Source organism: Micromonospora sp. NPDC005257, assembly GCF_042872445.1.
In the GTDB taxonomy this organism is placed as follows: Bacteria; Actinomycetota; Actinomycetes; order Mycobacteriales; family Micromonosporaceae; genus Micromonospora.
The window spans coordinates 646,375-671,295 of record NZ_JBIAKL010000001.1 but is presented as its reverse complement, the minus strand read 5'-3'; the positions used below and the strand labels follow the sequence as shown (position 1 = coordinate 671,295).

The following is a 24,921-nucleotide window of genomic DNA, read 5'->3' as shown; positions in this document are numbered from 1 at the left end:
CGTCGATCATGAAGTTGGCGGCGATTGCTGTCCGATATGTCGCAGCCAACCTCATGATCGACGGGGCGAGGGCGGGGTGGGGGTGGGGTCAGGGGGTCAGGGGGTCAGGAACGCCCGCATGCGGGTGATCTCGGCGGACTGCTCGACGGCGACCGCGGTGGCGAACTCCTGCATCGGCTGGTCGACGCCGACCTTCAGCAGGTCGGTGGACATGACGATCGCGCCCCGGTGGTGATCGGACATCATCTGCACGAACAGCCTGTCGAACGTCGCACCGCGGGCGTCGGCGAGCCGCCGCATCGCCTCGGCGGACTGCATCCCGCGCATGCTGCCGTGGTCGTGTCCCGGCACGTCGGCGGGCAGGTCGCGCGTGCTGAGCCAGGCGCGCAGCAGGCCGACCTCCGGAGCCTGCGCGGCGCGGATCCGCTCGGCCACGGCGCGCACCCGCGCGTCGGCGGCGCGCTCGGGCGCGAGGGCCGCCATCTCCAGGGCCTGCTCGTGGTGCGGGATCATCATCCGGACGTACCAGACGTCGAGGTTGTTCCACCGCGGCGTGGTGGCGCCCCGGACCTGCTCGGCCGGACGGGTCGCGGCGGGCTCCCCGGGTCTGCCGGGGACCACCACCGGCGGCGCCGACGCGGCCGCGCTCACGCTCGGCGCGGCCACCGCCGTGGTCGTGACCGCCTCCGGGGTACGGGTGTCCTCGCGACCGGTCAGCGCGGACCCGCCGGCCACCACGAGGGTCACCAGTGCTGTGACGCCCACCCAGACACGCGCCTGCCGGCTGGTCATACGACGCCTCCTCCGGTCAAGGTGACAGCGATCCTATCCATAGAGGAAAGTTCCCAAGGGTGACCCAGATCACATTGATGGTCGTCACAAATAGGTAAGGTGTGGCGAATCATGACCCCCTTTCGAAGGGTGTTGCCGGTGATAAGCATCCGCACGTCCCGCACCCGCATCATCAGTCTCGCCGCCGCCGGCCTGCTGCTCGCCGGTGTCTTCGCCGCACCGCCGAGCAGCGCGCAGGAGATCCCCCGCGCCCAGGCCGCGCCGACCACGGTGGACAACGCCGTCCCCGGTGTCGACGAGATCGCCAGCAGCCCCAACCTGCGTCAGGTGGCGAACCTGCCGAAGCAGGCGCCGTTCGACACCACGGCCGCCCTGGGCACCGACATCGCCTTCCAGGGGCGGTACGCCTTCGTCGGCAACTACGACGGGTTCGTCGTCTACGACGTCTCCCGCCCGAACCGCCCGACGATCGTGTCGCAGGTGCTCTGCCCCGGCTCGCAGAACGACATCTCGGTCCACGGCAACCTGCTGTTCCTGTCGACCGACTCCTCCCGCAGCGACGACTCCTGCGCCAGCACCACCCAGCCGGCGTCGGTGAAGGAGTCCTGGGAGGGCGTCAAGATCTTCGACATCGGCGACAAGCGCAACCCGCGCTACATCAAGTCGGTCGAGACGGCGTGCGGCTCACACACCCACACGCTCGTGCCCGGCAAGGACAAGCGCAACGTCTACCTGTACGTCTCCTCGTACAGCCCGCGGGCCGAGTTCCCGGACTGCCAGCCGCCGCACGACTCCATCTCCATCGTCAAGGTGCCGGTGAAGAACCCCACCACGGCCTCCGTGGTCGCCACGCCGAACCTGTTCCCGGACGGCGGCTACCCGGGCATCCCCGGCCAGACGTCGGCCACCACCGGGTGCCACGACATCACCGCGTACCCGGCGAAGGACCTGGCCGCGGGCGCCTGCATGGGTGACGGCATCCTGCTGGACATCTCCAACCGCGAGGCCCCCCGGGTGATCGAACGGGTCACCGACGCGGAGAACTTCGCGTTCTGGCACTCGGCCACGTTCAACAACGCCGGCACCAAGGTCGTCTTCACCGACGAACTGGGCGGCGGCGGCGCGGCCACCTGCAACGAGGTGGTCGGCCCGAATCGGGGTGCGGACGCCATCTACGACATCACCGGCCGCGGTGACGCCCGCAAGCTGGAGTTCCGCAGCTACTACAAGATCCCCCGGGCCAACACGGACACGGAGAACTGCGTGGCCCACAACGGCTCGCTGATCCCGGTGCCCGGACGCGACATCATGGTCCAGGCCTGGTACCAGGGCGGGATCTCGGTGTGGGACTTCACCGACTCCCGCAAGCCCACCGAGATCGCCTACTGGGAGCGCGGGCCGCTGGACGCCTCGCAGCTTCGTACCGGCGGATCCTGGTCGGCCTACTGGTACAACGGCCACATCTACTCCAGCGACATCCAGAAGGGACTGGACGTGCTGGAGCTGCGTGACCCGCGTACCTGGCTGGCGCAGTTCCTGCTGGTGCCCGAACTGAACGTGCAGACCCAGGCGGGCTATCTGAGCTGGTGACCCGCTGACCCGTCCCGGGCCCGGCGCTCCCCTCGCGGGGACGCCGGGCCCGGTGCGTGCGTGGGCCCGGAAACCCCTGGCCGCACCGGCCGCCGCGGGCCATCCTGTCTGCGTGAAGCGGTACGTGAGCGACCCGCTCGACGGCGCCGACGTCGTGCTCGTCGGGCTCTTCCCGGCCAAGGACAAGGACTACGAGGCCCGCCTCGACCGGCTCGCCGCCGTGGCTGAGGAACGCGGCGCCCGGGTGGTGGGCCGGTTCGTGCAACGCCGAGGCGTCTCCGACCGGTGGCACGCGCGTCCCGGCGGTGCTGCCCGGATGTCCCGGCCGTTCTCCCGCCGGACGCTGCTGACGCACGGCAGGCTCCGCGAGATCGCCGAGGCGTGCCGGGAGGCCGGCGTCGACGCGGCCGTCTTCGTGAACACCCTGACACCGGTTCAGCGGACCGTGCTCGCCGATGTGCTGGGCTGCCTCGTGATCAGCGGCGACGACCTCGGCCGCAGCGGTCCACCCGGCCCGGATCAGCTCATCGGCAGGCGGTAGTCGCGGGTGCCGCCACCGGCGGTCACCACCCGCACCTCGCCGCTGCGCAGCCCGTACGTCACCGACCAGCGGGTGTGCGACTGGCGTACCGCGTTCAGCAGCCGCAGCGCCCCGGCCGCGTCGACCACCCCGCCGGTGCGGTCCAGTTCCTTCGCCAGGAGCCCGTACCTACGGTCCTGGCGCAGCTCCCGGTCCGGCACCCCGACAGCGGGCACATTGGTGAGCGCCTGCCACGGGCCCTGTCGCCGGTCCACTGTCATCTTCCCGTCGACGAACTCCACCACCGCCGACGTGCCCGTCGCGTCGGCGAGCAGGTAGTGCAGCGGCGGCCCGCCGTCGAAGTCGAGGTTGTAGCGCCGGAACACGGCGACCGCCTCGTCCACGGTGGCGGCCGAGTCGAGCACCAGGCGCAGGATGCGCACCGAGCCCACCTTCGGCAGTCCGGGCACCGGCTCGGCGCGTGCGCCGTCGTCGGCGGCCAGCCCGACCGCGAGGCCCCGCTCGTTCATCCCGTCGAACGGCAGCAGCGGCGCGTCCAGCAGCCGGCGGTCGCCCGTCGGGTCGGCGGCCACGCCCAGGTAGGAGATGTCGACGAGGGAGATGGAGGCGTACCCGTCCGGCGGGTCGGTGCGCAGCACCAGTGCGGGGTTCGGCTCCCAGTCGAAGTTGCGGGCGAACAGCGGCCGGTCGCGGTCGGCCAGGGCGGCGAACAGCGAGCAACCGAACGGGCTCGGCGGCGTCGACCCGGCCAGCCCGGCGGCCGGGTCGTAGTCGCCGTCGTACGTCATCTCGTACATCGGCAGATCGTCGATCTTGCGGAGGCTGGCCAGCGTCCGTTCGACCTGCCCCGGATCCTGCCGTGAGGCGGTCGGCGAGCCAGCCGCGGCCGGCGGGTCGGACCGGCGGCTCTCCCCGCAGGCCGTGCCGAGCAGGAGCAGCGCGAGCCCGCCGGCGATGATGGTCCTCCGCATGACAGCGACGCTAGAAGAGGCGTCCGCCGATGTCCATCCGGGACCAGGTCAGCTCCGCACGACAGCGAACATCCAGCAGCCGTACACGACGTTGCGGCTGTGCAGCAGGTCCACCGCCGGGTCGGCGAACAGCTCCGCGATCACCGCCTCCGGGTCGCCGCCGTCGTGTCGCCGTCCGCCCACGATGCGGCCCCGGCTGTCGTACGCGCGCAGCACCTGCTCGCGTCCGCGCCACCGGGACGGGTACGCCGTCACGTCGTCCGGGCCGGCGCAGCCGGTGGCGTGCGCGAACACCGGCCCCACCTCGCGGTACGGGCTCGGCGGCAGCGGCGGGGCGTACCCGAACAGCAGCAGCTCCTCGTCGGGCCGGGCGTCGCGCAGGCAGCAACGCAGCGGCTCGCCGCCGGTGGCGCGCCGGTGCTCGGGCGGCTGCCCGGTGGCGTCGCGGCCGGTGCGGCGCAGCTCGGCGAGCGTCCCGGCGGGCAGCGGGTGGATCCGGAATGCGGTACGGGTGGTCGTCACGGTCCCAGCCTGGCGCGGCCCCGGGCGCGGCGCTGGCGGTGATCGGACCTGGCGTTCGGGCACCGTGAAATTGCGCGCCGAGCGGGCACCTGCCGGTGGTGTGGAGCTGCCGGACGCCCGCCGGGCCGAGGTGAACCTGCGCTGGCTGGACCGCATCCTCGACGCCGACCAGTCCCGGTTCCCGCTGCCGCTGGCCGCCGAGCGCCCGGCCGCCGAGCGGGTCGCCGGCTGCTGCCGGGACCACACGCTGCTCACCGTCGCGACGCTGCGCCAGCACGGCATCCCGGCGCGCAGCCGGGTCGGGTTCGTGAGCTACTTCGTGCCCGGCTGGCACCACGACCACGTGCTCGCCGAGTGGTGGGACGGCGAACGCTGGGTCTGGTCCGATCCGGAGCTGGACCCGGCCGGTGACCGGCCGGTCGACGGCTACGACATCGACCCGGAGGCGGGGCACTTCGAGTCGGCGGCCCGGGTGTGGCTGGCGTACCGGGCGGGCCGGATCGACCCGGACACCTACGGCGTGGACCCGTCGCTGCCGATCCGGGGCGACTGGCTCATCCACGACTACGTGCTGCTGGAGTTGGCCCACCGGTACAAGGACGAGGTGCTGCTCTGGGACGAGTTCGGGGCGATGACCGAGGATCTGACCGGCGTCGATCTCACGCTGGTCGACGAGGTCGCCGCGCTGCTGGTGGCCGCCGACCGCGGCGACGCCGCCGCCGGGCGGGAGCTGACCCACCGGTACGCCTCGGACCCCCGGTTGCGTCCGGGCCCGACAGTGCACTGCATGGACCCGGTCTCCGGCGTGGCCGCCGACGTGGACCTGCGGCGCTGACCCACCGGCGACCGGTGCTGCGGCCACCGGGGCCACACGGGCTCACCCGGGCAGGGGCGCCTCGTCACCTCGGGTGCGGCGCGGGTTGACCAGCCGCCGGACCATCGGCGCGGCGTTCCAGCGGGCCGCGCCGACCAGGTCCCGGGCGTGTTCGAGCACCGTGTAGTCGGGCCGGGCCATGCCCTCGGCGATGGCACGGTCGAGGTCGTTGCCGCACCGGGTGAGCACGCTGTCGAAGTCCCGCCGGACCGGTTCCAGCAGGTCGTAGCCGAAGGAGCGGTGCAGGCGGGCGAACAGCGGCTTGTAGAGGCGGGCCCGCTCGTGCAGCCCGGAGGAGTACGACATCGGGTTCTTCGGCCGCTGCCGGACGTACGCGGGCAGCAGATCGGCGAAGGCCCGCCGGACGATCCACTTCTCCTGCCCGTCGCGCAGTTTCAGGCCCAGCGGCAGCCGCATGGCCAGCTCGACGACGCTGAGGTCGAGGAACGGCACCCGCGCCTCCACCCCGTGCGCCATGCTGGCCCGGTCCACCCGTTGCAGCTCGGTCCGGCACAGGTTACGGATCTTGTGAAGGAACAGCCTTCGGGACCGCTCCGGCCCGACCCGGTGGTACATCGGGTAGCCGCCGAACAGCTCGTCCGAGCCGTCGCCGGTGAGTACCACCCGTACGCCCAGCTCGCGCAGCCGCCGGAAGATCGGCACCGAGACGACCGCGTTGATGATGTCGCCGTACTCGGTCAGCTCGGAGATCCGGATCGCCTCGCGGACGTCGGCGAGCCGGATGTCGCGCGGGCGCAGCTCGATCACCTCGTGCGGTACGCCGAGGTCGGTGGCGAGCCGCCGGGCGTACGCGACGTCCGGGCTCTCCGGCACGCCGATGGTGACCGCCACGCAGTCCGGGTGCAGTTCCCGGGCGTGCAGCAGCGCCAGCGAGCTGTCCAGGCCGCCGGAGAGCACCACGCCGACGGTGAGGTCGGTGTCCAGCCGGGCGCGCATCGCGTCGGTGAGCGCGACGCGGACCAGCAGGGCCGCCTCCTCCGGGTCGTCGATCACGGGCAGGCCGTCGCCGAGGGTGAGCAGGTCGACGTGCGGGCCCAGCCGGACCGGACGGCCGGGCTCGACCCAGCCGTGGTGGCCGGGCGCCACCTCGCCGATCGGCGCCCCGTGCCCGACCAGGGCCTTGACCTCGGAGGCGAGGTGCAGGCAGCCGGGCAGGCGGGACCAGTACAGCGGCTTGACCCCGAGCGGGTCGCGGGCCAGGTACGCCCGGCCGGTGTCCCGCTCGACGATCACGAAGGCGTACTCGCCGCGCAGCCGGCGTACGGCGTTCCCGCCCCACTGGCGGAACGCGGCGAGCACCACCTCGGTGTCGCCCGCGGTGCGGAACCCGTGCCCGAGCCGGGTCAGTTCGGCGCGCAGCTCGTGGTGGTTGAAGATCTCGCCGTTGAAGCAGAGCAGGTGCCGCTCGTCCGGTGACATCCACGGCTGGACGGACCGGTCCCGGTCCACGATCTTCAGCCGTCGTACGCCGGCGAGCAGACCGTTCTCCTGCCGGGTCTCGGTGACCTCACCGCGCGGCGCGAGCGCGGCGAGCATCCGCCGGAAGGTGGCCGGGTCCGCGTCGGGGCCGATGCTCAGCGCGATGCCGCACACCGGTCACACCCCCATCTCGGCCTCGTACGCGCGCCGGTACCGGCGGCGGGCGGCCGGGGCGAGACACACGTGCCACGCCTGTCCCTCGTCGACCACGTTCACCTCGCCCGCGTCCTGGCGGGCCAGCAGCAGCCCGGCGAGCGCGGGACGGGCGCCGAAGCGGTCGTACCACTCCAGTTCGACGTCGGCGGCCCAGCCGAGGCAGTGCCCGCTGGGCACCATCGCCGCGTACCCGAGGCGGCGCAGCCGGTACTGGTGCTCGGCGCTGCGGGCCAGGCTGGTCACCCAGAGCGGCGGCGTGCCGTCCGGTGCGATCGCCGTGAACTCCCGGGCCAGGTCGTTGAGGAATCCGATCATCTCGCGGCGGGCCCGGCGGAACAGCAGGCCGGCGGTACGCGGGGCGACGTCCGGGCGCAGCCGCCGCCGGACCGCCCGCAGCCCGCGTCCCACCACCGTGGCGGCCTGCTCCCGGTAGCGGAATTCGAGCAGGCCGCGGCGGCGCAACCACTCCAGGTCGACCAGTTCGGTGCTGGCGCGCACCTGGTCGTCGGTGAGGAACGTCGGGCTGTCCCGCCACCAGAGCACGTCGACGCGGGAGAGCAGGTAGATCCGCACCAGCGCGGTGAGATCCTGCGCGGAGCTGCGCGCGTTGGGCTGGTAGCGGGCCATCTCCAGCAGCAGCGTCTCCCGGGCGCCGATCAGGCCCTGCGGGGTGGCGTCGAGGACGGCGGCGATCGCCGGCTCACGCAGCCGCTGGTCGAGCAACACCTGGCGGGCGGTGGCGGACGGCGCGTCGGCGAGCGCGCCCACCTCGACCAGGAGGTCCGCCACCGCCGCCCGGTAGGCGGCCAGGTCCGGCGTCGCGCCGGCGTGCCGGCCACCGGCGGGCACCCGTCGGGCGGGGGCGGTGGGTGTGACTGTGGGACCGGGCTGGCGACCGGGGCTGCGGCTGGGCACTCGCATGGTCTCCGTCCCCTCTCGGTCAGCACACGGCGTGATTCTGCCTGCACACACCGTAATGAGCCGAGGGGGCGTCAATCGCCCCATCTCTCCCGAAGTGCCCGATCAGGTGGCGGTCCGCAGGGCCAGCTCCTGCACCTGCGCGTACCCGGGCGGAGGCGGCAGGCCGGGATCGCGTCCCGCGCCGATCGCGTCGGCCAGGTGCAGCGCCGCGCCGAGGGCCGCCCGGAACAGCAGCGAGCCCGTGCTGACCCGGGCCACCCCGAGCCGGCCCAGGGCGGCCGGGTCCGGGCCGCCCGGCCGGTACAGCACGTTCACCGGCAACCCGGCCCCGGCGGCGAGCACGCCGACCACGTCGTCGGGTGCGCCCGGCACGAACAGGCAGTCCGCGCCGGCCGCCCGGAACACCGCCGCCCGCCGCCGCGCCTCCGCCAGCGGCGACGGCAGGTCCAGCCACCAGGCGTCGGTACGGGCGTTGACGAACATCCTCGGCACGGCGGCGCGGACCGCCGCGATCACGGCGGCGACGTGCTCGGCCGGGGCCAGGAGCCCGTCCGGGCGGCCGTCCTCCAGGTTCACGCCGACCACGCCGAGCGCGGCCAGCTCGCCGACGTAGCGCGCCACCTCCGCCGGCTCGTCGTGGAAGCCGTCCTCGACGTCCACCGTCAGCAGCGCCGGCAGGCCCCGCAGCCGGTACGCCAGCTCCAGCGTCTCGGCCCGGGTCGCGCGGACCGCGTCGGGCCGGCCGGCGGCCGCCGCGACGCCCAGGCTCGTCGTGCCGATCGCCGGGAATCCCCGGTCGGCGAGCGCCGCGGCGGACGCGTGGTCCCAGGCGTTCGGCAGCAGCAGCGGGTCGCCGGGCCGGTGCAGCTCACGGAACGCGCGGTACCGGTCGGTCATCGCGGGGTCACCTCCAGCCGGTCGGACGGGAATGCTTCGGTCGCGCGGCAACGCCGGCGCAGCACGCCGACCACACCGGCGGCAAGGGCGAGCGCGTGCCGCTGCCCCGGGCAGGCGCGGGGACCGGCGCCGAAGGTCAGCGCCGCACCCGTGGGATCGGTGCGGAACCGGTCGGCCTCCGGGAAGACGGCCGGGTCGCGGTTCGCGGCGTCGAACCGGAGCAGCAGCCGCTCCCCCGCCCGTACCGCCTGGCCGCCCAGGCTCAGCGCCTCAGTGGTGACCCGGCGGGTGACCCGTACCGGCGGATCGAGGCGCAGCACCTCGGCGAGCAGCGTGTCGGTCCCGAGCCGGGGCGGCGCGGCGAGCCCGTGCCGGACGGCCGCGCCGATCAGCCCGGCGGTGGCGTCGGCGGCCTGCACCAGCAGCCCCAGGCGGTTCGCGGTCGTCTCGGCCGGAGCGGGTGGGGACATCGCCAGCAGCGCCTCCACCGCCCGGTCCGCCCGCGAGACCGCCGCCGGGCCCGCGCCCGGGTGGTAGGCGGCGGCCACCGCGCACACCTGCGCGACGGCCGCCGCCGGGTCGGCCAGGCCGAGCTGCCCCGCCAGCACCTCGAGGGGTACGCGCCGAGCCAGCCCGCCCGTCACGTCCACGACGTCCCCGCGCGACACGCCGTCGAGGATCTGCCCGGTCAGCCGCGCGGCGGCGAGGCTCAGGTCCGACGGGTCGAGGGGGTCCAGCGCGGCCGTCCCGAGGGCGCGGCGCGCGGCGTGCCGATCAGGTGGGCTGAACCGGCTCACCGTGCCGCGCAGCCAGGCCAGCGTGCCCGCCGCTCCGGTCGGCGCCGCCGGCACCACGCAGCGGGGGTCGGTCAGGGCGGCGACGACGTCGGCGTGCCGGGTGACCACCCAGCCGTCGTCGTCGCGCGCCGGCGGTCCGCAGGGCGGTGTGCCCGGAGCAGCCGTGATCATCGGTAGATCCATCGCCCGACCGTATGGCGCGGACAGTTCGGTCCCGGCCGAACGATCCGGCGCTGGTTCAGGCGCGCGCCGGGCCGGTGTCCCGGGAGGCGGGCGGGGCCAGCAGCGCCGGGTCGAGCGCGAGCGCCTCGGCCAGCGCGTCCCGCCCGGCGGCGGTGAGCCGCACCGCCCGCCCGGCGCCCCGCGTCGTCCAGCCGAGGTCGAAGAAGCGCCCGCACAGGGCCGCCCCGAGCGTCCCGGCCAGGTGCGGGCGCCGCTCGGTCCAGTCCAGGCAGTCACGTACGAGGGGTCGCCGGGCGGCGCGCAGCGGTTCCACCGGCACGCCCAGGCCGGCCAGCCAGGAGACTCCTTCGCCGGTCAGCGCCAGGCCGCCGGAACGGTCGAGCACGCCTCGGGCGAGCAGGGCGTCGTGCAGCAGCACGCCGAGCCGTCCGGCCAGGTGGTCGTAGCAGGTGCGGGCGTACGCCAGGGCGGCGCCGGCCGACGCGGCGCGCAACGTGCGGGGCGGGACGGCCGGGGCGGGCGCCCGCGCGGCCAGGTCCTCGACGAGCTGGGCGACGCCCGGGTCGGCGAGGCGGACGTACCGGTGGCGGCCCTGCCGCTGCTCGACGAGCAGGCCGCCGGCCACCAGCCGGGTGAGGTGGTCGCTCGCGGTGGACGGGGCGACCCCGGCGGCACGGGCCAGTTCCCCGGCGGTCCAGGCACGGCCGTCGAGCAGGGCCAGGCAGAAGCCGGCCCGGGTGGGGTCGGCGAGCAGCGCGGCGAACCCGGCGAGTCCGCGGCCGTCGGCACCGGTGGTCATCGGCCCATGCTGACACGGGCACGGTTCGGGCCGCGCCGAACGGTGCCGGGTCCTTTACAGCACTCTCTCCAACGTTGTAGAAACGGTGGCACCGCACCTCCGTCTATCCCCGAGGGCAGGCCCGATGGGACACCTCCGCCGCGGTGGCGCGCTCGCCGCCGTACTCACGCTTCTGCTCGCCGGCGCGCCCCCCGCATCCGCCGCCGGGCCCGACCGCTACCGCAACCCGGTCTCCGCCGGGTTCGCCGACACCTTCGCCGACCCGGTCGTGGTGCGCGGCGACGACGGACTCTGGTACGCCTTCGGCACCTCCGACCCGCTGCGCGAAGGCGAGGGCCGCACCCACCGGGTGCCGATCGCGCGTTCCGCCGACCTGGTCGACTGGGCCTACGTCGGCGACGCGTTCGCCCCGGACCAGCGGCCCGCCTACGCCGCGCCCGGCGCCGCGTTCTGGGCCCCGGACGTGCGACGGGTGGCCGGCCGGTGGGTCATGTACGTGACGGTCACCGACACCACCGTCTCCGACGACACGTTCGACACCGCCGTCGGCGTGGCCACCGCGCCGAGCCCGGCCGGCCCGTGGACGTTCGCCGACACGCCTGTGGTCGCGCCGCGACCGGGCGGGGGCGGCGGTTACCTGTGGACGATCGACCCGAGCCAGCTCACCGGCGCCGACGGCCGGCACTGGCTCTACTACGGCAGCTACTACGGCGGCATCTCGGTCACCGAGCTGTCCCCGGACGGGCTGCGCGCGGTCGGCACGCCGACGCCCGTCGCGATCGACAACAAGTTCGAGGGCGCGTACGTGCTGCGCCGCGACGGCTGGTACTACCTGTTCGCCTCCACCGCGAACTGCTGCGCCGGCCCGGCCACCGGCTACTCCGTCCAGGTCGGCCGGTCCCGTGACCCACGCGGCCCGTTCACCGACCGGGACGGGCAGCGCCTCGACGTGTCCCGGGCCGGCGGCACGCCGGTGCTCACCCAGAACGGCAACCGCTGGATCGGCACCGGCCACAACGCGGTCCTCGCCGACCTGTCCGGGCAGGACTGGATCGCCTACCACGCGATCGACCGCGCCGACCCGTACCTGGACGAGCCGTTCGGCGTCAACGAGCGGCCGATGCTGCTGGACCGGCTCGACTGGATCGACGGATGGCCCACTGTGAACGCGGGCGCCGGCCCCTCCGACACCGCCCGGCCCGCGCCGGTCACCACCGGGCCGATCGACGCCCGATTCGCCACCGGAGACCTGCGCGGCTGGCGGGCCGGGCACGGCCGCTGGAAGGCCACCGGCGGGGTGCTGACCGGCAGCGGCACGCTCACCTCGCGTACCCGCATCGGCGGTGACCTGCGGGTGGAGACCGACCTGCGGCTGACCGGCGCGGCCACCGCCGGGCTGCGGCTGGGTGGCGTCGACGTCCGCGTGGGGCGCGGCCGGCTCAGCGCCGGCGCCGCGACCACCGCGCTGCCCGCCGGCCTCGACCTGCGCGACCGGCACAATCTCGCCGTCGAGGTACGCGGGCGGCAGCTCGTCGTCACGCTCAGCCCGTCCCGTCTCGGTGACCCGGTGGCCCGGGTGACGGCACGGCTCCCCCGCCCCGGCGCCGGTGAGCTGTCCGTGCGCGCCGACGGCGGCCCGGCCGAGTTCGACAACGTCAGCGTCGCCCGGCTGTACCGGCCGGCGCGGCACACCGTCCCCGACCCGCGCGTCGGCCCGGTGCTGTGCGGCTTCTCCGACGAGTTCACCGGCGGGCTCGACCCGGCCTGGCGGTGGGTACGCCAGGACCCGGCCGCCACCGTGTCCGGCGGCGCGCTGCGCTGGCCGGTGCAGGACGCCGACCTGTCCGGCACCGGCAACACCGCGGGGGTGCTGCTGCGCGACGCGCCGGCCGGGAACTACGTCGCCGAGACGAAGGTGACGCTCGACCTGGGCGAGGACAGCGTGCGCAACTACCAGCAGGCGGGGCTGGTCGCGTACGTCGACGACGACCGGTTCGCCCGGCTGACCCAGGTGGCGATCTGGAACACCCGGCAGGTCGAGTACGGCTACGAACTGCCCTTCGCCGGGCAACCCGTGTACGGCGGCAGCATCGTCGGCACCCCCGGCACCACCACCTGGCTACGGCTGGCCCACCGGATCGACCCGGTCGACGGAGAGCACGAGTTTCGCGCCGGGTCCAGCCACGACGGGAGGCACTGGACGTGGGGCGCGGTGTGGACGTTCCCGGCCGGCACGACGCCCCGGATCGGCCTGGTGGCGCACGGCGGCGCGACACCGGCCGTAACCGCGGAGTTCGACTACCTGCGCTTCCACCGCTGATCCGCAGGGACCCACAGCCGTTGCGGCCCTGGCCCCACACAGCGGGCGAGGGCCGCTCAGTCGGACTCGCCGGGCCGCCAGGGACCAGTCGTCCTCCTGCACCAGCGCCAGGTACGTCGTCACGCTCAGCCGCCGGCACGCGGGGAGGCGGTGCTCAGCTCGCTGACCGTGCGGGTGTCGCCGTCGTAGCTGCGCGCCGCCACGAACGACCCGGCCGGCGGGTGTGCCCCGGCAACCGCCCGGGCCCGGCGCCGGTCCGCCGCGCCGAAGCGCAACGCCAGGCTCAGGTGCGGCACCCACCGGCCGGGCAGGTGCCACGAGTGCCCGCCGGACGCCTCGGCGAGCACGTCCCAGACCGCGCCGTGCAGCGCGACGAGCTGCGGGGTCGGCCGGACCAGCCACACCAGCGGCGCGCTGCTGTCGAGCACCGCCACCCGGCCCAGCCGTACCGGCAGCGGGAGCGCCGCGTCGCAGAGGTCGGCCAGGCGCTGCTCGGCGCCGGGCGGGAACTCCTCGACCGAGGCGAGCGTCAGGTGCGGCCGGTTCGTCGGGTGCGTGTTGCGGGCCAGGCTGGGCAGCCCGGCGGCGGCGAGCCGGTCCCAGGCAGCGCGAACCGCCGCTTCCAGCTCGGGTGAGCAGAGCAGTTCGACCGTCCGCACCTGATCAGGCTAGTCGGCGTCAGCCGACCGCGACGCCCCGTCCGTCAGAGCCAGCCGGCCTCGCGAGCCCGCCGTACCGCCTCCGCCCGGTCGGCGGCGCCGAGCTTCTGCACACAGGCGCTCAGGTGGTTGCGGACCGTTCCGGCGGCCAGATGGGTCCGCCGGGCGATCACCGCGACCGGGGTGCCCAGCTCGGCCAGCCGCAGCGTCTCCAGCTCGCGCGGCGTCAGCGGGCACTCGGGCAGCGTGAGCGCGTCGGCCGCCAGCGCGGGATCGACGTAGCGGGCGCCGGAGTGCACCCGGCGGATGACATCGGCCAGCGCGCCGCCGGGGGCGCCCTTGGCGAGGAACCCGCGTACCCCGGCGGTGAGCGCCGGCCGGAGCTGGGCGGGGCGGCCGTGTCCGGTGAGGATCACCGGGGCGCAGCCGGGCAGCGCTCGGGTCAGCTCGGCGGCGACCTCGACGCCGCCGGGTGGCGGCATCTCCAGGTCGAGCACGGCCACGTCCGGGCGGTGGGCCAGCGCCGCGTCCAGGGCACTGCGCCCGTCGTGGGCGTGCGCGACCACCTCGATGTCCGGTTCCAGGTCGAGCAGCGCGGCCAGGGCGAGCCGGATCAGCTCCTCGTCGTCGGCCAGCAGCACCCGGATCACGGCGTCACCGGCACTGTCGCGACCAGGGTGAACACGCCGTCGGCGGCGTCGGCCCGGACCCGGCCGCCGGCCGGGGCGAGCCGGTCGGCCAGGCCGCGCAGGCCGCCGCTGAGCCGGTCCGGGCCGTCGTCGTCCCGGACGCCGTCGTTGCGTACGGTCAGCGTCACGACGCCGTCCTCCCGGGTGATCTCGATCCGGCACCAGCCCGCCCGGCTGTGCCGCAGCACGTTCGTCCCGGCCTCGCGCAGCACCGCGGCCAGGTCGGCGGCGACCGGCGCGGGCACCTCACCGGCCGGCGGGACCACAGTCGTGCGTACGCCGCTGGAGCGCAGCACCTCCCCCACCGCGGCGGCCTGCTCGGCCAGGTCGACGGCGCGGTAGCCGTGCACCGCCGCCCGTACCCGGGTCAGCGCCGAGCCGGCCAGCCGCCGGGCCTCCGCCGCCTCCCGGGCGGCCCGGGCGGCGTCGCGCGGCGCCAGCCGCTCCGCCAGCTCGGCCTTGAGCGCGATCACCGTGAGGTCGTGGCCGAGCAGATCGTGTACGTCCCGGGCGAAGCGCAGCCGTTCCTCGGCCGCGGCGAGCCGCGCCTGGGCGGCCTGCCCCTGCCGGGCCTCGACGAGCAGGTCCCAGAACCAGACCTGCACCCAGGTGAGCGCGGCGATCCCGGCGCCCACGACGCCGGTGACCAGCAGCGCAGTGGGCACCGGCCCACTCGTCGACCAGGTGACGGCGGCGGACACCGCGAGGACGCCGGCCGCAGCCACCGCCGCGACGGCGGGCCGGAACAGCAGCGGCGTCATGCCGACCAGGGACGCCCCGAGCCACGCCCAGGTGGGCCAGGAGCCGGCCGCGACCGGGCCGAGCAGCGGCAGGCTGAGCAGCGCCGCCACGGTCAGCGCGGCGTTCCGGCGGCGGCGGGCCGGTACGGACAGCCACGGCGTGACGGCGGCGTGCAGCACCGCGATCTGGGCGACGGTGAACGCGAGCAGCCCGGCCGCGCCGAGCGCGACGCGTACCGGGTCGGGTTCGCGGGCCAGGCCCACGGCGGGCAGCAGCACCGTGGTCCACACGTTCGCGGCCAGCGACAGCAGGGTGACCCGCCGGGCCCGGCGCAGCCGGTGGTCGGCGGAATCGACGCTCATGCCGGCCGATCCTAGGGCGTGCGCCGGCCCGTCCACCCCTGGGAGATGTCACGGCCGGACCGTGCGATCCGCACGGTTTCCCGATGACGGATGCGCCTTCTGCGGTACGCCGGGCGGCGGCAGGGTCGGGGCATGACGGACATGACTGTGGTCGTACCCCGGCGGTGGGCCGGGTGGGCGCGGACCCGGCACCTGGCCGGGATGGTGGTGGCGATGGTGGCCGGGATGGTGCTGCTCGGGCCGCTGTGGCGGGTGGGCGGGAGCCTGCTGGACGGCGCGGCGGTGCTGGCGCGGCCGGACGTGGGCGCGCTGGTGATGGCGACGAACATGGCGGCGGGCATGGCCGCGTGGATGTGGTACCGGGGGGACGGCCGGGCCGCCGCCGCGGAGATGTCGGCGGCCATGTACGTGCCGTTCCTGCTGCTGCTCCCGCCCTGGTGGGCCGGGTCGATCGGGGACGACACGCTGCTGCTGGGCGGTCACCTGCTGATGGTGCCGGCGATGCTGCTGGTGGCGCTGCGACACCGCCACACGCCGGCCGTGCCGTCGCGCCGGCACCCGGTCGCCGCGGCCGTGGCGCGCAATTGGCCGGCCGGACTGGCGTTGCTCCTGACCGTGGACATGTGGTTCGCGCCCACCGTCTTCGCGCCGTGGACGCTGCTGGTCCTGCCGGCCGGCTACCTGCTGATCGGCACCTGGCGGCGGCGGTGGGGCGACCGGGGCGCGCTGGCCGTGCAGCTCGCCGGGGCGGCCGTGTGGAGCGGCCTCGCGGTCGTGGCGATGACGGCGTCCGCCGAGGTCGCGGGCGTGCTCGTCGGGGTGGGCTGGCTCGCCCACGCGGCCTGGGACGCCTGGCACCACCGTGCCGGCGCGGTGGTGCCGCGCGGGTACGCGCTGTGGTGCGCGGTGTTCGACGTCGGTGTGGGCCTGACCACGCTGCTGGCCGTCCTGTCCCGGTGATCCGGCGGGGGCACGGGGCCGCGCCGGATCACCCGGAGAGGGCGGCGCGCGGGTGGCGCGGCGAACGTTTGCCCCGGTCGCCGTGACCGCCGCTCGGCGGTGATGAAAAACTTGTCGCATGACCGCCGCACCGACCCCGACCGAGCCCGCCGTTCCCGCCGACGCCGAGGACACCTTCGCCTTCGCCGATCTCGGGCTGCGCACCGAGTTGCTCGGCGCGCTGTCCGCACTCGGCTACGAGGAACCGACGCCCATCCAGCGGGAGGCCATCCCCCCGTTGCTGGCCGGGCAGGACCTGCTGGGCCAGGCGGCCACCGGCACGGGCAAGACCGCCGCGTTCGCGCTGCCGCTGTTGCAGCGGATGCCGGTGGGGCGGGCCGAGGGCGACCCGGTGTCGCTGGTGCTGGTGCCGACCCGGGAGCTGGCCGTGCAGGTCTCCGAGGCGTTCCACCGCTACGGCAAGGACCTGGGCGCCCGGGTGCTGCCGATCTACGGCGGGCAGCCGATCGGCCGGCAGTTGCGCGCGCTCGACCACGGGGTGGACGTGGTGGTGGCGACGCCGGGACGGGCCCTGGACCACATCGCCCGGGGCACGCTGCGGCTGGGCGCGCTGACCACGGTGGTGCTGGACGAGGCCGACGAGATGCTCGACATGGGCTTCGCCGAGGACATCGAGGCGATCCTGGAGCACGCCCCGGCCGGCCGGCAGACAGTGCTCTTCTCGGCAACCATGCCGGCCCGCATCGACGGGCTGGCCCGGCAGCACCTGACCGACCCGGTCCGTATCCGGATCGAGCGGGAGCGGCCGGTCGCCGGGGAGGCTCCCCGGGTGCGGCAGAGCGCCTACATCGTGGCCCGGGGGCACAAGCCGGCCGCGCTGGGCCGGGTGCTGGACGTGGAGTCGCCCACCGCGGCGATCGTGTTCTGCCGCAGCCGGGAGGAGGTGGACCGGCTCACCGAGACGATGAACGGCCGGGGCTACCGGGCCGAGGCGCTGCACGGCGGGATGAGCCAGGAGCAGCGGGACCGGGTGATGGGCCGGCTGCGGTCCGGCACGGCGGACCTGCTCGTGGCCACCGACGTGGCCGCCCGGGGTCTGGACGTCGAGCAGCTCACCCACGTCGTCAACTACGACGTCCCGTCCGCTCCGGAGTCGTACGTGCACCGGATCGGCCGGGTGGGCCGGGCCGGGCGGGAGGGTGTGGCGATCACGCTCGCCGAGCCGCGTGAGCACCGGATGCTCAAGACCATCGAGCGGGTCACCGGGCAGCGCATCGCCATCGACAAGATCCCCACGGTGGCGGACATGCGTACCCGGCGTCTGGAGCTGACCCAGGCCGCGCTGCGGGAGAGCCTGCTGGAGGACGACCTCGACCCGTACCGGGTGATCGTGGAGTCGCTGACCGACGAGTTCGACCTGGTCGAGGTGGCCCTGGCGGCGGTGAAGCTGGCGCACGAGGCGACCTCGCCGGGCTCGGACGACGAGGAGGAGATCCCGCAGGTGCCGGTCCGGGGCCCGCGCGAGGGCCGGCCGGAGGCCGGCGGGCGGGGCGACCGCCGGGGTCCGGGCCGCCCGCGTACCGGCGGCACCACGCAGGTCTTCATCGGGCTGGGCCGGCGGGCCGGGGTACGGCCGCAGGACCTGGTCGGCGCGATCACCGGGGAGACCCGGGTCAACGGCCGGGACATCGGCTCGATCGAGATCGCCGACCGGTTCTCCCTGGTCGAGGTGCCGCAGCCGGTGGCCGACGAGGTGATCGCCGCGCTGCGCGGCACCACCATCAAGGGACGCAAGGCGACGATCCGCCGCGACCGGGACGGCGACGGCGGCGGCGGCGAGCGCCGCGACCGGGACGGCGGCGGCGAGCGCCGCGACCGGGCCTACGAGCGGCGCGACCGCCACTGACGGCCGACCGCGCCCCGGCCACCGTGCGTACGGTGACCGGGGCGTCGGCGGCGCTCAGGCGGCGGCGAGCGCCGGGCCGTCCACTGACTCCGTGCCGATCTCGGCCGGGCGCAGCGCCAGCGCGAGCACGTCCGCCACGTCGGACAGGGTGTGCACGGTCAGCGCCTCCCGCACCTCGGCCGGCAGGTCGTCCAGATCCGGCTCGTTACGCTTCGGGATGATCACCTCGGTGAGGCCGGCCCGGTGCGCGGCGAGCAGCTTCTGCTTCACCCCGCCGATCGGCAGCACCCGGCCGGAGAGCGTCACCTCGCCGGTCATCCCGAACTCGGGCCGCACCGGCCGGCCGGTCACCAGGGACGCCAGCGCGGTGACCATGGTGATGCCGGCGCTCGGGCCGTCCTTGGGCACCGCGCCCGCCGGGACGTGCAGGTGGATCCGCCGCCCGGCCAGCGCGTTCGGGTCCAGCCCGTAGCGCCGGCCGTTCGACCGCAGGTACGACCACGCGATGTGCGCGGACTCCTTCATCACGTCGCCGAGCTGGCCGGTGAGTGTCAGCCCCGGCTCGCCCTCCATGGTGGTGGCCTCGATGAACAGCACGTCGCCGCCGGCGCCGGTGACGGCCAGCCCGGTCGCCACGCCGGGCACGGCGGTGCGCTCGGCCGACTCCGGGGTGAACTTCGGCCGGCCCAGGTAGCGGGCCAGGTTCCCGGCGTTGACGTGCGCCGGCGCGGGGTCGCCGGCGAGCGCCACGGCCACCTTGCGCAGGATCTTCGCCAGGGCCCGTTCGAGCTGCCGGACGCCCGCCTCCCGGGTGTACTCGCCCGCGATCAACGCCAGCGCCTCATCGGCGACGGTGACCTCATCGGCGGTCAGCCCGGCCCGTTCCCGCTGCCGGGGCAGCAGGTGGTCGCGGGCGATGGCGACCTTCTCGTCCTCGGTGTAGCCGTCCAGCGCGACCAGTTCCATCCGGTCCAGCAGCGGGCCGGGGATCGCCTCGACCACGTTGGCGGTGGCCAGGAACAGCACGTCGGACAGGTCGAGGTCGACCTCCAGGTAGTGGTCGCGGAACGTGTGGTTCTGCGCCGGGTCGAGCACCTCCAGCAGGGCCGCCGCCGGGTCGCCGGAGTAGCCGGCAGCCAGCTTGTCGACCTCGTCGAGCAGCACGACCGGGTTCATCGACCCGGCCTCGCGCAGCGCCCGCACGATCCGGCCGGGCAGCGCGCCGACGTAGGTGCGCCGGTGGCCGCGGATCTCCGCCTCGTCCCGGACCCCGCCGAGGGACACGCGGACGAAGTTGCGGCCCAGCGCCCGGGCGACCGACTCGCCGAGGCTGGTCTTGCCGACACCGGGCGGGCCGGCGAGGGCCAGCACCGCGCCGGAGCCGCGTCCGCCGACCACGCCGAGGTTGCGCTCGGCGCGCCGGTTGCGCACCGCGAGGTACTCCAGGATGCGGTCCTTCACGTCGGCCAGGCCGGCGTGGTCGGCGTCGAGCACGGCCCGCGCCGCGGCCAGGTCCGTGTTGTCCTGGGTACGCGTGTTCCACGGCATTTCCAGGACGGTGTCCAGCCAGGTACGGATCCAGCCCGCCTCGGGTGAGGCGTCGCTGGCCCGCTCCAGTTTGCCGACCTCGCGCAGCGCCGCCTCGCGCACCTTCTCCGGCAGGTCGGCGGCCTCCACCCGGGACCGGTAGCCGGCGGAGCCGTCCGGCTCGTCCTCGCCGAGTTCCTTGCGGATCGCGGCGAGCTGCTGGCGGAGCAGGAACTCGCGCTGGGACTTCTCCAGCCCTTCGCGGACGTCGCTGGTGATCTGCTCGGTGACCTCCTGCTCGGCCAGGTGTTCCCGCACCCAGCCGACCAGCAGTTCCAGCCGGGCGGTGACGTCCGGGGCGGCGAGCAGCTCGGTCTTCTGCGTCAGGCTGAGCCAGGGCGCGTAGCCGGCCGAGTCGGCCAGCTCGGACAGGTCGGTCATCCGCTCCATCGCGTCGATCACCTGCCAGGCGCCGCGCTGTTGCAGCACCGACGTCATGAGCGCGCGGTACTCGCGGGCGAGTTCCCGGGCGCGGCCCGCCGGGGCGGGCTCGTCGAGTGCGGTCGCCTCGACCCAGAGTGCGGCGCCGGGACCGGGCACGCCGGAGCCGATGCGGGCGCGGGCGAGGCCGCGGACGACCGCCGCGGGTTCGCCGCTGGGCAGCCGGCCCACCTTCTCGATCGTCGCGACCACGCCGACGGAGCCGTACTCGCCGTCGATGCGGGGCACGGCCAGGAGTTCCTTGTCGCCGGTGGCACGGGCCGCGTCGACGGCGGCCTGGGTGGTCGGGTCGAGGGTCACCGGGATGACCATCCCGGGCAGAAGGACGGCGTCGGTCAGCGGAAGTACCGGAAGAGTTGCCATCGAACACCTGCCATCACGTTGGTTGAGCGTGTCTGGCTCAAGTAACAAAACGTGCCCCTTGTTCCGGGTTGTGACCCAGGCCACGCACGAGGGTCGCGCTCGCGGGCCGGGCACCCAATCGCGGCGCCGTTTAGCGCGACCCGACGAATGGAAACGACCGGCTATTGTTGCGGAATTACCGCGCGGTAGGTCAAACTCTTAGCCACACCCCGCCCGACACAGGGAGTAATGGCGATGGCTAGGAAAGTAATCACCGTTCTGACCGACGACCTCGACGGCGGAAAGGCCGATCGGACCGTCGAGTTCAGCCTGGACGGCGTGGCGTACACGATCGACGTCTCCGACGAGAACGCGGGCGTCCTGCGTAAGGCCCTGGATCCGTACATCAGCGCTGGCAGGCGAATCAGCCGAGGCGGGGTCGAGATCACCCGCGGTGCCCGTCGCGCGACCCGGCCGAGCACATCCGGAATGGATCGCGAGCAGAACCGCGCCATCCGGGAATGGGCCGCCAAGAACGGGTTCGAGATTTCCGAGCGCGGGCGCATCCCGGTGTCGGTGGTCGAGGCGTACAAGAACCGCTGAGCCCCGGCTCATCGTCGGGCAACCGCGGGGTCACGCTGAGAAATCGGCGTGGCCCCGAGCGACTTTCTGTCGTCGATGTTTTTCGTCCGGCCGGATACCGCCGGCATAAAATTTCCTCCGGGGCACCTCCCACCGTGCCCTTCCGCGGGAACGGCCGCGGCCGCCCGAGGGAGTCCCCGGACGGCCGCGGCCGTTCGTCCGCTCAGTTGACCCGGATGCGCACCACGTCGATGGCCGGGGTCTGGTTCGCCCGCTCCATCATCGGGATGCGGTGCGAGCCGTCACCGGCCCAGACCGCGCACTGCGCCAGGCCCGACTGCGCCAGGCCCGGAATCTGGATCAGCACGTCGTCCGGCTGGTTGCCGCCCCGGCCGTCCTCGGTGGCGACGAAGAACGCCGGCACGTCCTGCGGGTTCGGGGGCTGGCGGGTGCTGCCCAGCATCCGGCAGGCGGTGTGGAAGTGGCCGCGTACCAGACCCTGGCCGTTCAGCAGCGAGCTCTCCAGGTAGTAGCCGCCCTGGCCGGCGGCGAGGAAGCGGTCCCGCACCAGGTTCTTGGTGGTCACCCGCAGCGTGAACGGCTGGTTGCGCCGCACCTGGTTCGGGAACTGCGTGATCAGCAGCGACGGGTTGTTCGCCGCGGCGCCCACCTCACCGAACGCGGTGCTCACGCAGCGGTTGCCGTTCTGGAAACCGTCGTGAGCCTGAAGCCGGCTGCCGGAGCAGTCCTTGGCGAGCACGTTCAGGCCGTTGTTGCCGCCGTTGTTCTGGCCACCGCCGTTCTGGCCACCGCCGTTCTGGCCGCCGCCGTTCTGGCCGCCGGTGCCCGGGGTGTCGCTCACCGCGCACCGGGCGAACTGGTCCAGACCCTGCGGGCGCTGGGCTACCCGGCCGATCGCGGTGGCGATCCGGTTGAGCGCCGCGGTCCGCTTGTCCGCCAGCGGGCCGAGGATCGCGTTGTCGATGAACTCGCCCCCGTTGCGGCCCTCCGCGGCGAGCCGCCGGTTCGCCTCGGCGATCTGGCTCTCCAGCAGCGCCAGGGTGCGGTCCACCTCGGCCCGGGCCTGGCCGGGCACCTGCGGCAGCCGGCCCCGGACATCCGGGCAGGCCACCGTCGGCGTGCCCGCGCCGGCGCCGCCGGCGGTGGTCTGCTGGCACTCGGCCGGCGACATCTGACCGTCACCCCAGTGGTTGCGGACCCAACGGCCGTTCTGCCAGGTACGGGTGGTGCTGCCCTGGCCGTCCGGGGCGGTCGCCCCCGGGCTCGCGGGCACGCAGGACGCCGAGGCGGCGCGGGTGGTCGTCCGCCGGTCCTGGGCGGACGAGATCTGGGTGACGGCGACGATGCCGCCGAAGACCGCGAGCGTGCCGACCACCGCCAGCATCCGCTTGCTCCGCGCGTTACCGGATGACCGGCGCGCCCGTGTGGACCTGCGCATCGAATTGCTCTCCTTCTCGATCCGGTAGTTGACTGGTGATCCCGGCGGGCCGACGAATTCGGGGTGTGAGATCACTGCGACGCTGGGTCGCGCGTCAATGGCCGACGATGCCCTTTCCGCACCGTCTCCGCGCCGTCCGGGCGCGGCGGGAAGATCTGCGTCCATTCCCGATGAGGTACGGAGCGCCGTCGGCGAAGGTTCAACCGGAGATCGGAAAAATCGAAAGTCGCCGTGCCCGGTGGCGCGGGCGGTGTCAGTCGGCGCAGAGGTGGTCGAAGGCGAACCCGCCGTCGAAGGAGTCCCGCCGGGCGGCCAGCGCGCGTATCCGCCCCAGCAGTTCGGCGCGCTCCAGCAGGGTCGGCGCGCCGCCGCCGAGGTCACGCAGCCGCTCCCCCAGCGCCACCACGGCCAGGTCCTCGGCGAGCCGCCCCGGGTCGACGCCGCAGTCCAGGCCGCGCGCGGTCAGCCGGACCCGCTCCAGCAGGCAGTGACCGGGCCGCACCTCGACCCAGGCCCAGCCCTCCGCCGGACCGCCGGTCCAGCGCGCGTGCAGGCCGCGCACGATCGGGTCGGCGAGCCGGCCCGCCACGTACGCCTCGACCGCCTCGGCCCGGGCCAGTGCGCCGAGGTCGTTCACCGGTCCGCGCCGGCCGTCCGGCAGCCGGCCGACGATGTCCCGGAAGCCGACCGCCTCGCCGGCGTCCGGGTCGGTGCCGTCGCCGTAGGCGCGCGCGTCCAGCACGTACTCGACGAACCGGCGGACCTGCTCCGCGCCGCCCAGCGTCGGCGACTCGACGCGCAGCAGCGGCAGGCCGACGGCGGCGCAGACCGCGTCGGTCAGCCGTTCGGCCCGCCGGGCGGGCGATCCGTCGGGGACGGGCGCGGTGAACCGCACCGCGAAGCGCGGCAGCCCGGTGTCGGCGGCGCAGACCACCACATCGAGCGACGCCCGTCCGGCGGCGCTCCACTGGCTGCCGGTGACGCCGGGCGGTCGGCCCTGCACCAGTTCGCCGAGCCGCCGCCCGGCGTGGCCGAGGTGGCCGGCACGGGCCAGGTACGGCGCGACGCCGGACGGGATCGGCCGCAGCCAGGAGGCGGTCACGCCGCCTGTGCTCGTCATCTCGCCCCGATCTCCCTCGTCCGGTCGACGCCCGAGTGTAGGCGGTGCGGCGCAGCCGGTCCGGTCGACCGGTGCGCTGCCGCCCCCGTCCCTCTAGGCTCTGCCCGTGCACAGCGGACGGACCCCGGAACAGTTCACCAAACGCAGCCTCGTCGCCGTCTCCCACGCCATCGAACGCGCGGCGCTAGCCGAGGCCGAGGACGGCCCGCTCGTCGTGCTCGCGCTGTTCCAGCGGCTGCCGTACTTCGCCCGGGAGCGCGAGGTCTACCGGCGCATCGCCGGCCGCGCCGCCGCGACGGTGGTGGCGACGGTCGGCGGACCGCCCTCCGACCTGCCCGAGGGTGCCTACGGCGTGGCGCTGGACGAGGCCGAGGCACTGGCCCGGGAGTGGACGGTGGTGGCGCTGAGCCCCCGGTTCGGCGCCACCGTCGTCGCGCACGACAAGGCCGAGGTGGCGCCCGCGCCGACGCTGGAGTCCGGCCGGCTGTTCGAAGGGCGCTGGGGTTTCCGCCGCGACGAGGCGCTGCACGAGACGATCCGGCTGCGCGAACAGCTCGCCGAGCGGCTGCCCGCCGCGGCACGCGCCGCGCTGGACGAGGCGATCGCCCGGGTGCGGGACATCCCGGCCGGTCCTGGCGAACCGCGCTCCGAGGCGGCGCTGCGGCTGCTGGCCCGCCGCGGCGACCGGAACAACCGGGAGGTCCTGCCGGCCGAGACGATGCTTGACGAGCCCGGCCTCGCCCGGTGGTCGGGCGCGGACGGGGTGACCGCCTCCGGCACGCTGCCGGTGGCGCTCGTCGGCCTGCGGGTGGACGCCCCGCCCGGCTCGCCGGAACGCTTCGGCCGCCGCGGCGTCGCCCGCGAGGGGCACGCCGTGCTCACCGCGATCACCGCCGCGCTGCGGCCGGTCGACCGCGCGGTGCGCGTCACCGAGAACGAGTTCCAGCTCCTCCTGCCCGGGCTCGACGAACCGGCCGCGCTGGAGGTGGTACGCCGGCTGCACGACGCGATCGGCGCGCTGGCCCGGTCGTACCCGTTCATGGCGTACATCGTGCACGCGGCGGTCGGGGTGACCACCCGGCGGCCGCTGCCGACGGCGGACCTGCGCGCCGCAGTCGACTGGGCGGCCCGCAAGGGCGTGCCGGTGGCGGGCCTGCCGCCGGAGAACGCCGATGCCGTGGCCGAGCCGGCCCGCTGACGGTACGAGGAA

Annotated in this window: 22 protein-coding genes; 8 read left to right on the top strand and 14 right to left on the bottom strand. The window is 74.8% G+C overall.

What is annotated here, in order from left to right; genetic code table 11:
* Positions 1 to 96: 96 nt before the first annotated feature.
* Positions 97 to 792 carry a DUF305 domain-containing protein gene (locus ACFYO8_RS02785; protein WP_354863550.1) on the bottom strand — a complete coding sequence of 232 codons (696 nt, stop codon included), beginning with the start codon at positions 790 to 792 and terminating at the stop codon, positions 97 to 99.
* A 138-nt stretch (positions 793 to 930) separates the two neighbouring features.
* Between ACFYO8_RS02785 and ACFYO8_RS02780 the strand changes: the two genes are divergently transcribed.
* On the top strand, positions 931 to 2,382 hold the full coding sequence (locus tag ACFYO8_RS02780) for an LVIVD repeat-containing protein (protein WP_387256704.1): 1,452 nt from the start codon (positions 931 to 933) through the stop codon (positions 2,380 to 2,382).
* Between the two features lie 112 nt (positions 2,383 to 2,494).
* Positions 2,495 to 2,923, top strand: coding sequence for a hypothetical protein (locus ACFYO8_RS02775; protein ID WP_354863554.1), 429 nt, complete (start codon positions 2,495 to 2,497; stop codon positions 2,921 to 2,923).
* On the opposite strand, the gene ACFYO8_RS02770 is transcribed toward ACFYO8_RS02775, so the two are convergent.
* Together ACFYO8_RS02770 and ACFYO8_RS02765 are read right to left on the bottom strand one after the other, a co-directional pair.
* Entirely contained in the window at positions 2,902 to 3,894 is a 993-nt protein-coding gene (locus ACFYO8_RS02770; RefSeq protein WP_354863556.1) for a carcinine hydrolase/isopenicillin-N N-acyltransferase family protein, read from the bottom strand. The genes ACFYO8_RS02775 and ACFYO8_RS02770 overlap by 22 nt on opposite strands.
* Positions 3,895 to 3,942: 48 nt before the next feature.
* Positions 3,943 to 4,416 (bottom strand): DUF1203 domain-containing protein, encoded by a 474-nt coding sequence (locus ACFYO8_RS02765; protein WP_354863558.1) that lies wholly within the window; start codon positions 4,414 to 4,416, stop codon positions 3,943 to 3,945.
* 64 nt (positions 4,417 to 4,480) lie between these two features.
* Here ACFYO8_RS02765 and ACFYO8_RS02760 point away from each other — a divergent pair, with 64 nt between their 5' ends.
* Positions 4,481 to 5,251: a transglutaminase domain-containing protein gene (locus tag ACFYO8_RS02760; RefSeq protein WP_354863560.1), complete on the top strand. Its 771-nt coding sequence runs from the start codon at positions 4,481 to 4,483 to the stop codon at positions 5,249 to 5,251.
* Between the two features lie 42 nt (positions 5,252 to 5,293).
* Here the strand turns inward: ACFYO8_RS02760 and ACFYO8_RS02755 are convergent, their stop codons facing one another.
* The 5 genes from ACFYO8_RS02755 to ACFYO8_RS02735 form a co-directional block, all read right to left on the bottom strand.
* Positions 5,294 to 6,904 carry an asparagine synthase-related protein gene (locus ACFYO8_RS02755; protein WP_354863562.1) on the bottom strand — a complete coding sequence of 537 codons (1,611 nt, stop codon included), beginning with the start codon at positions 6,902 to 6,904 and terminating at the stop codon, positions 5,294 to 5,296.
* Between the two features lie 3 nt (positions 6,905 to 6,907).
* Positions 6,908 to 7,867 carry a hypothetical protein gene (locus ACFYO8_RS02750; protein ID WP_354863564.1) on the bottom strand — a complete coding sequence of 320 codons (960 nt, stop codon included), beginning with the start codon at positions 7,865 to 7,867 and terminating at the stop codon, positions 6,908 to 6,910.
* A 102-nt stretch (positions 7,868 to 7,969) separates the two neighbouring features.
* Positions 7,970 to 8,764, bottom strand: coding sequence for an isocitrate lyase/phosphoenolpyruvate mutase family protein (locus ACFYO8_RS02745; protein WP_354863566.1), 795 nt, complete (start codon positions 8,762 to 8,764; stop codon positions 7,970 to 7,972).
* On the bottom strand, positions 8,761 to 9,744 hold the full coding sequence (locus tag ACFYO8_RS02740; protein ID WP_387256702.1) for a cytochrome P450: 984 nt from the start codon (positions 9,742 to 9,744) through the stop codon (positions 8,761 to 8,763). The genes ACFYO8_RS02745 and ACFYO8_RS02740 overlap by 4 nt, the downstream gene beginning before the upstream one ends.
* A 55-nt stretch (positions 9,745 to 9,799) precedes the next feature.
* A complete protein-coding gene (locus ACFYO8_RS02735; protein WP_354863570.1) occupies positions 9,800 to 10,543 on the bottom strand; it encodes a winged helix-turn-helix domain-containing protein in 744 nt (247 codons plus the stop codon).
* 124 nt (positions 10,544 to 10,667) lie between these two features.
* On the opposite strand from ACFYO8_RS02735, the gene ACFYO8_RS02730 reads away from it, so the two are divergent.
* The gene (locus ACFYO8_RS02730) at positions 10,668 to 12,863 is read left to right on the top strand and encodes a family 43 glycosylhydrolase (RefSeq protein WP_387256700.1); all 2,196 of its coding nucleotides are present in this window, start codon (positions 10,668 to 10,670) and stop codon (positions 12,861 to 12,863) included.
* A 125-nt stretch (positions 12,864 to 12,988) separates the two neighbouring features.
* Here the strand turns inward: ACFYO8_RS02730 and ACFYO8_RS02725 are convergent, their stop codons facing one another.
* Genes ACFYO8_RS02725 through ACFYO8_RS02715 form a run of 3 tightly spaced genes read right to left on the bottom strand, consistent with a single transcriptional unit; the run spans position 12,989 to position 15,314 of the window.
* Entirely contained in the window at positions 12,989 to 13,522 is a 534-nt protein-coding gene (locus ACFYO8_RS02725) for a 2'-5' RNA ligase family protein (protein ID WP_354863578.1), read from the bottom strand.
* A 44-nt stretch (positions 13,523 to 13,566) separates the two neighbouring features.
* A complete protein-coding gene (locus ACFYO8_RS02720) occupies positions 13,567 to 14,172 on the bottom strand; it encodes a response regulator transcription factor (RefSeq protein WP_120569680.1) in 606 nt (201 codons plus the stop codon).
* Positions 14,169 to 15,314 (bottom strand): histidine kinase, encoded by a 1,146-nt coding sequence (locus ACFYO8_RS02715; protein WP_354863582.1) that lies wholly within the window; start codon positions 15,312 to 15,314, stop codon positions 14,169 to 14,171. Before ACFYO8_RS02715 ends, ACFYO8_RS02720 begins: the two co-directional genes overlap by 4 nt.
* 132 nt (positions 15,315 to 15,446) lie before the next feature.
* Here ACFYO8_RS02715 and ACFYO8_RS02710 point away from each other — a divergent pair, with 132 nt between their 5' ends.
* On the top strand, positions 15,447 to 16,274 hold the full coding sequence (locus ACFYO8_RS02710) for a hypothetical protein (RefSeq protein ID WP_357707924.1): 828 nt from the start codon (positions 15,447 to 15,449) through the stop codon (positions 16,272 to 16,274).
* 118 nt (positions 16,275 to 16,392) lie between these two features.
* Positions 16,393 to 18,180, top strand: a complete 1,788-nt coding sequence (locus ACFYO8_RS02705; protein WP_354863586.1) for a DEAD/DEAH box helicase — start codon at positions 16,393 to 16,395, stop codon at positions 18,178 to 18,180.
* Between the two features lie 54 nt (positions 18,181 to 18,234).
* Here the strand turns inward: ACFYO8_RS02705 and lon are convergent, their stop codons facing one another.
* Positions 18,235 to 20,571 (bottom strand): endopeptidase La, encoded by a 2,337-nt coding sequence (gene lon, locus ACFYO8_RS02700; RefSeq protein WP_387256698.1) that lies wholly within the window; start codon positions 20,569 to 20,571, stop codon positions 18,235 to 18,237.
* Positions 20,572 to 20,805: 234 nt separating this feature from the next.
* Between lon and ACFYO8_RS02695 the strand changes: the two genes are divergently transcribed.
* Positions 20,806 to 21,153: an Lsr2 family protein gene (locus ACFYO8_RS02695; protein ID WP_354863590.1), complete on the top strand. Its 348-nt coding sequence runs from the start codon at positions 20,806 to 20,808 to the stop codon at positions 21,151 to 21,153.
* A 202-nt stretch (positions 21,154 to 21,355) separates the two neighbouring features.
* Here ACFYO8_RS02695 and ACFYO8_RS02690 read toward each other — a convergent pair whose 3' ends face one another.
* Positions 21,356 to 22,591: a hypothetical protein gene (locus tag ACFYO8_RS02690; RefSeq protein WP_357707928.1), complete on the bottom strand. Its 1,236-nt coding sequence runs from the start codon at positions 22,589 to 22,591 to the stop codon at positions 21,356 to 21,358.
* A gap of 253 nt (positions 22,592 to 22,844) precedes the next feature.
* Positions 22,845 to 23,711, bottom strand: coding sequence for a hypothetical protein (locus ACFYO8_RS02685; RefSeq protein ID WP_387256696.1), 867 nt, complete (start codon positions 23,709 to 23,711; stop codon positions 22,845 to 22,847).
* Positions 23,712 to 23,817: 106 nt separating this feature from the next.
* Here ACFYO8_RS02685 and ACFYO8_RS02680 point away from each other — a divergent pair, with 106 nt between their 5' ends.
* Positions 23,818 to 24,909, top strand: coding sequence for a DICT sensory domain-containing protein (locus ACFYO8_RS02680; RefSeq protein ID WP_387256694.1), 1,092 nt, complete (start codon positions 23,818 to 23,820; stop codon positions 24,907 to 24,909).
* The last annotated feature ends 12 nt before the right edge of the window (positions 24,910 to 24,921 follow it).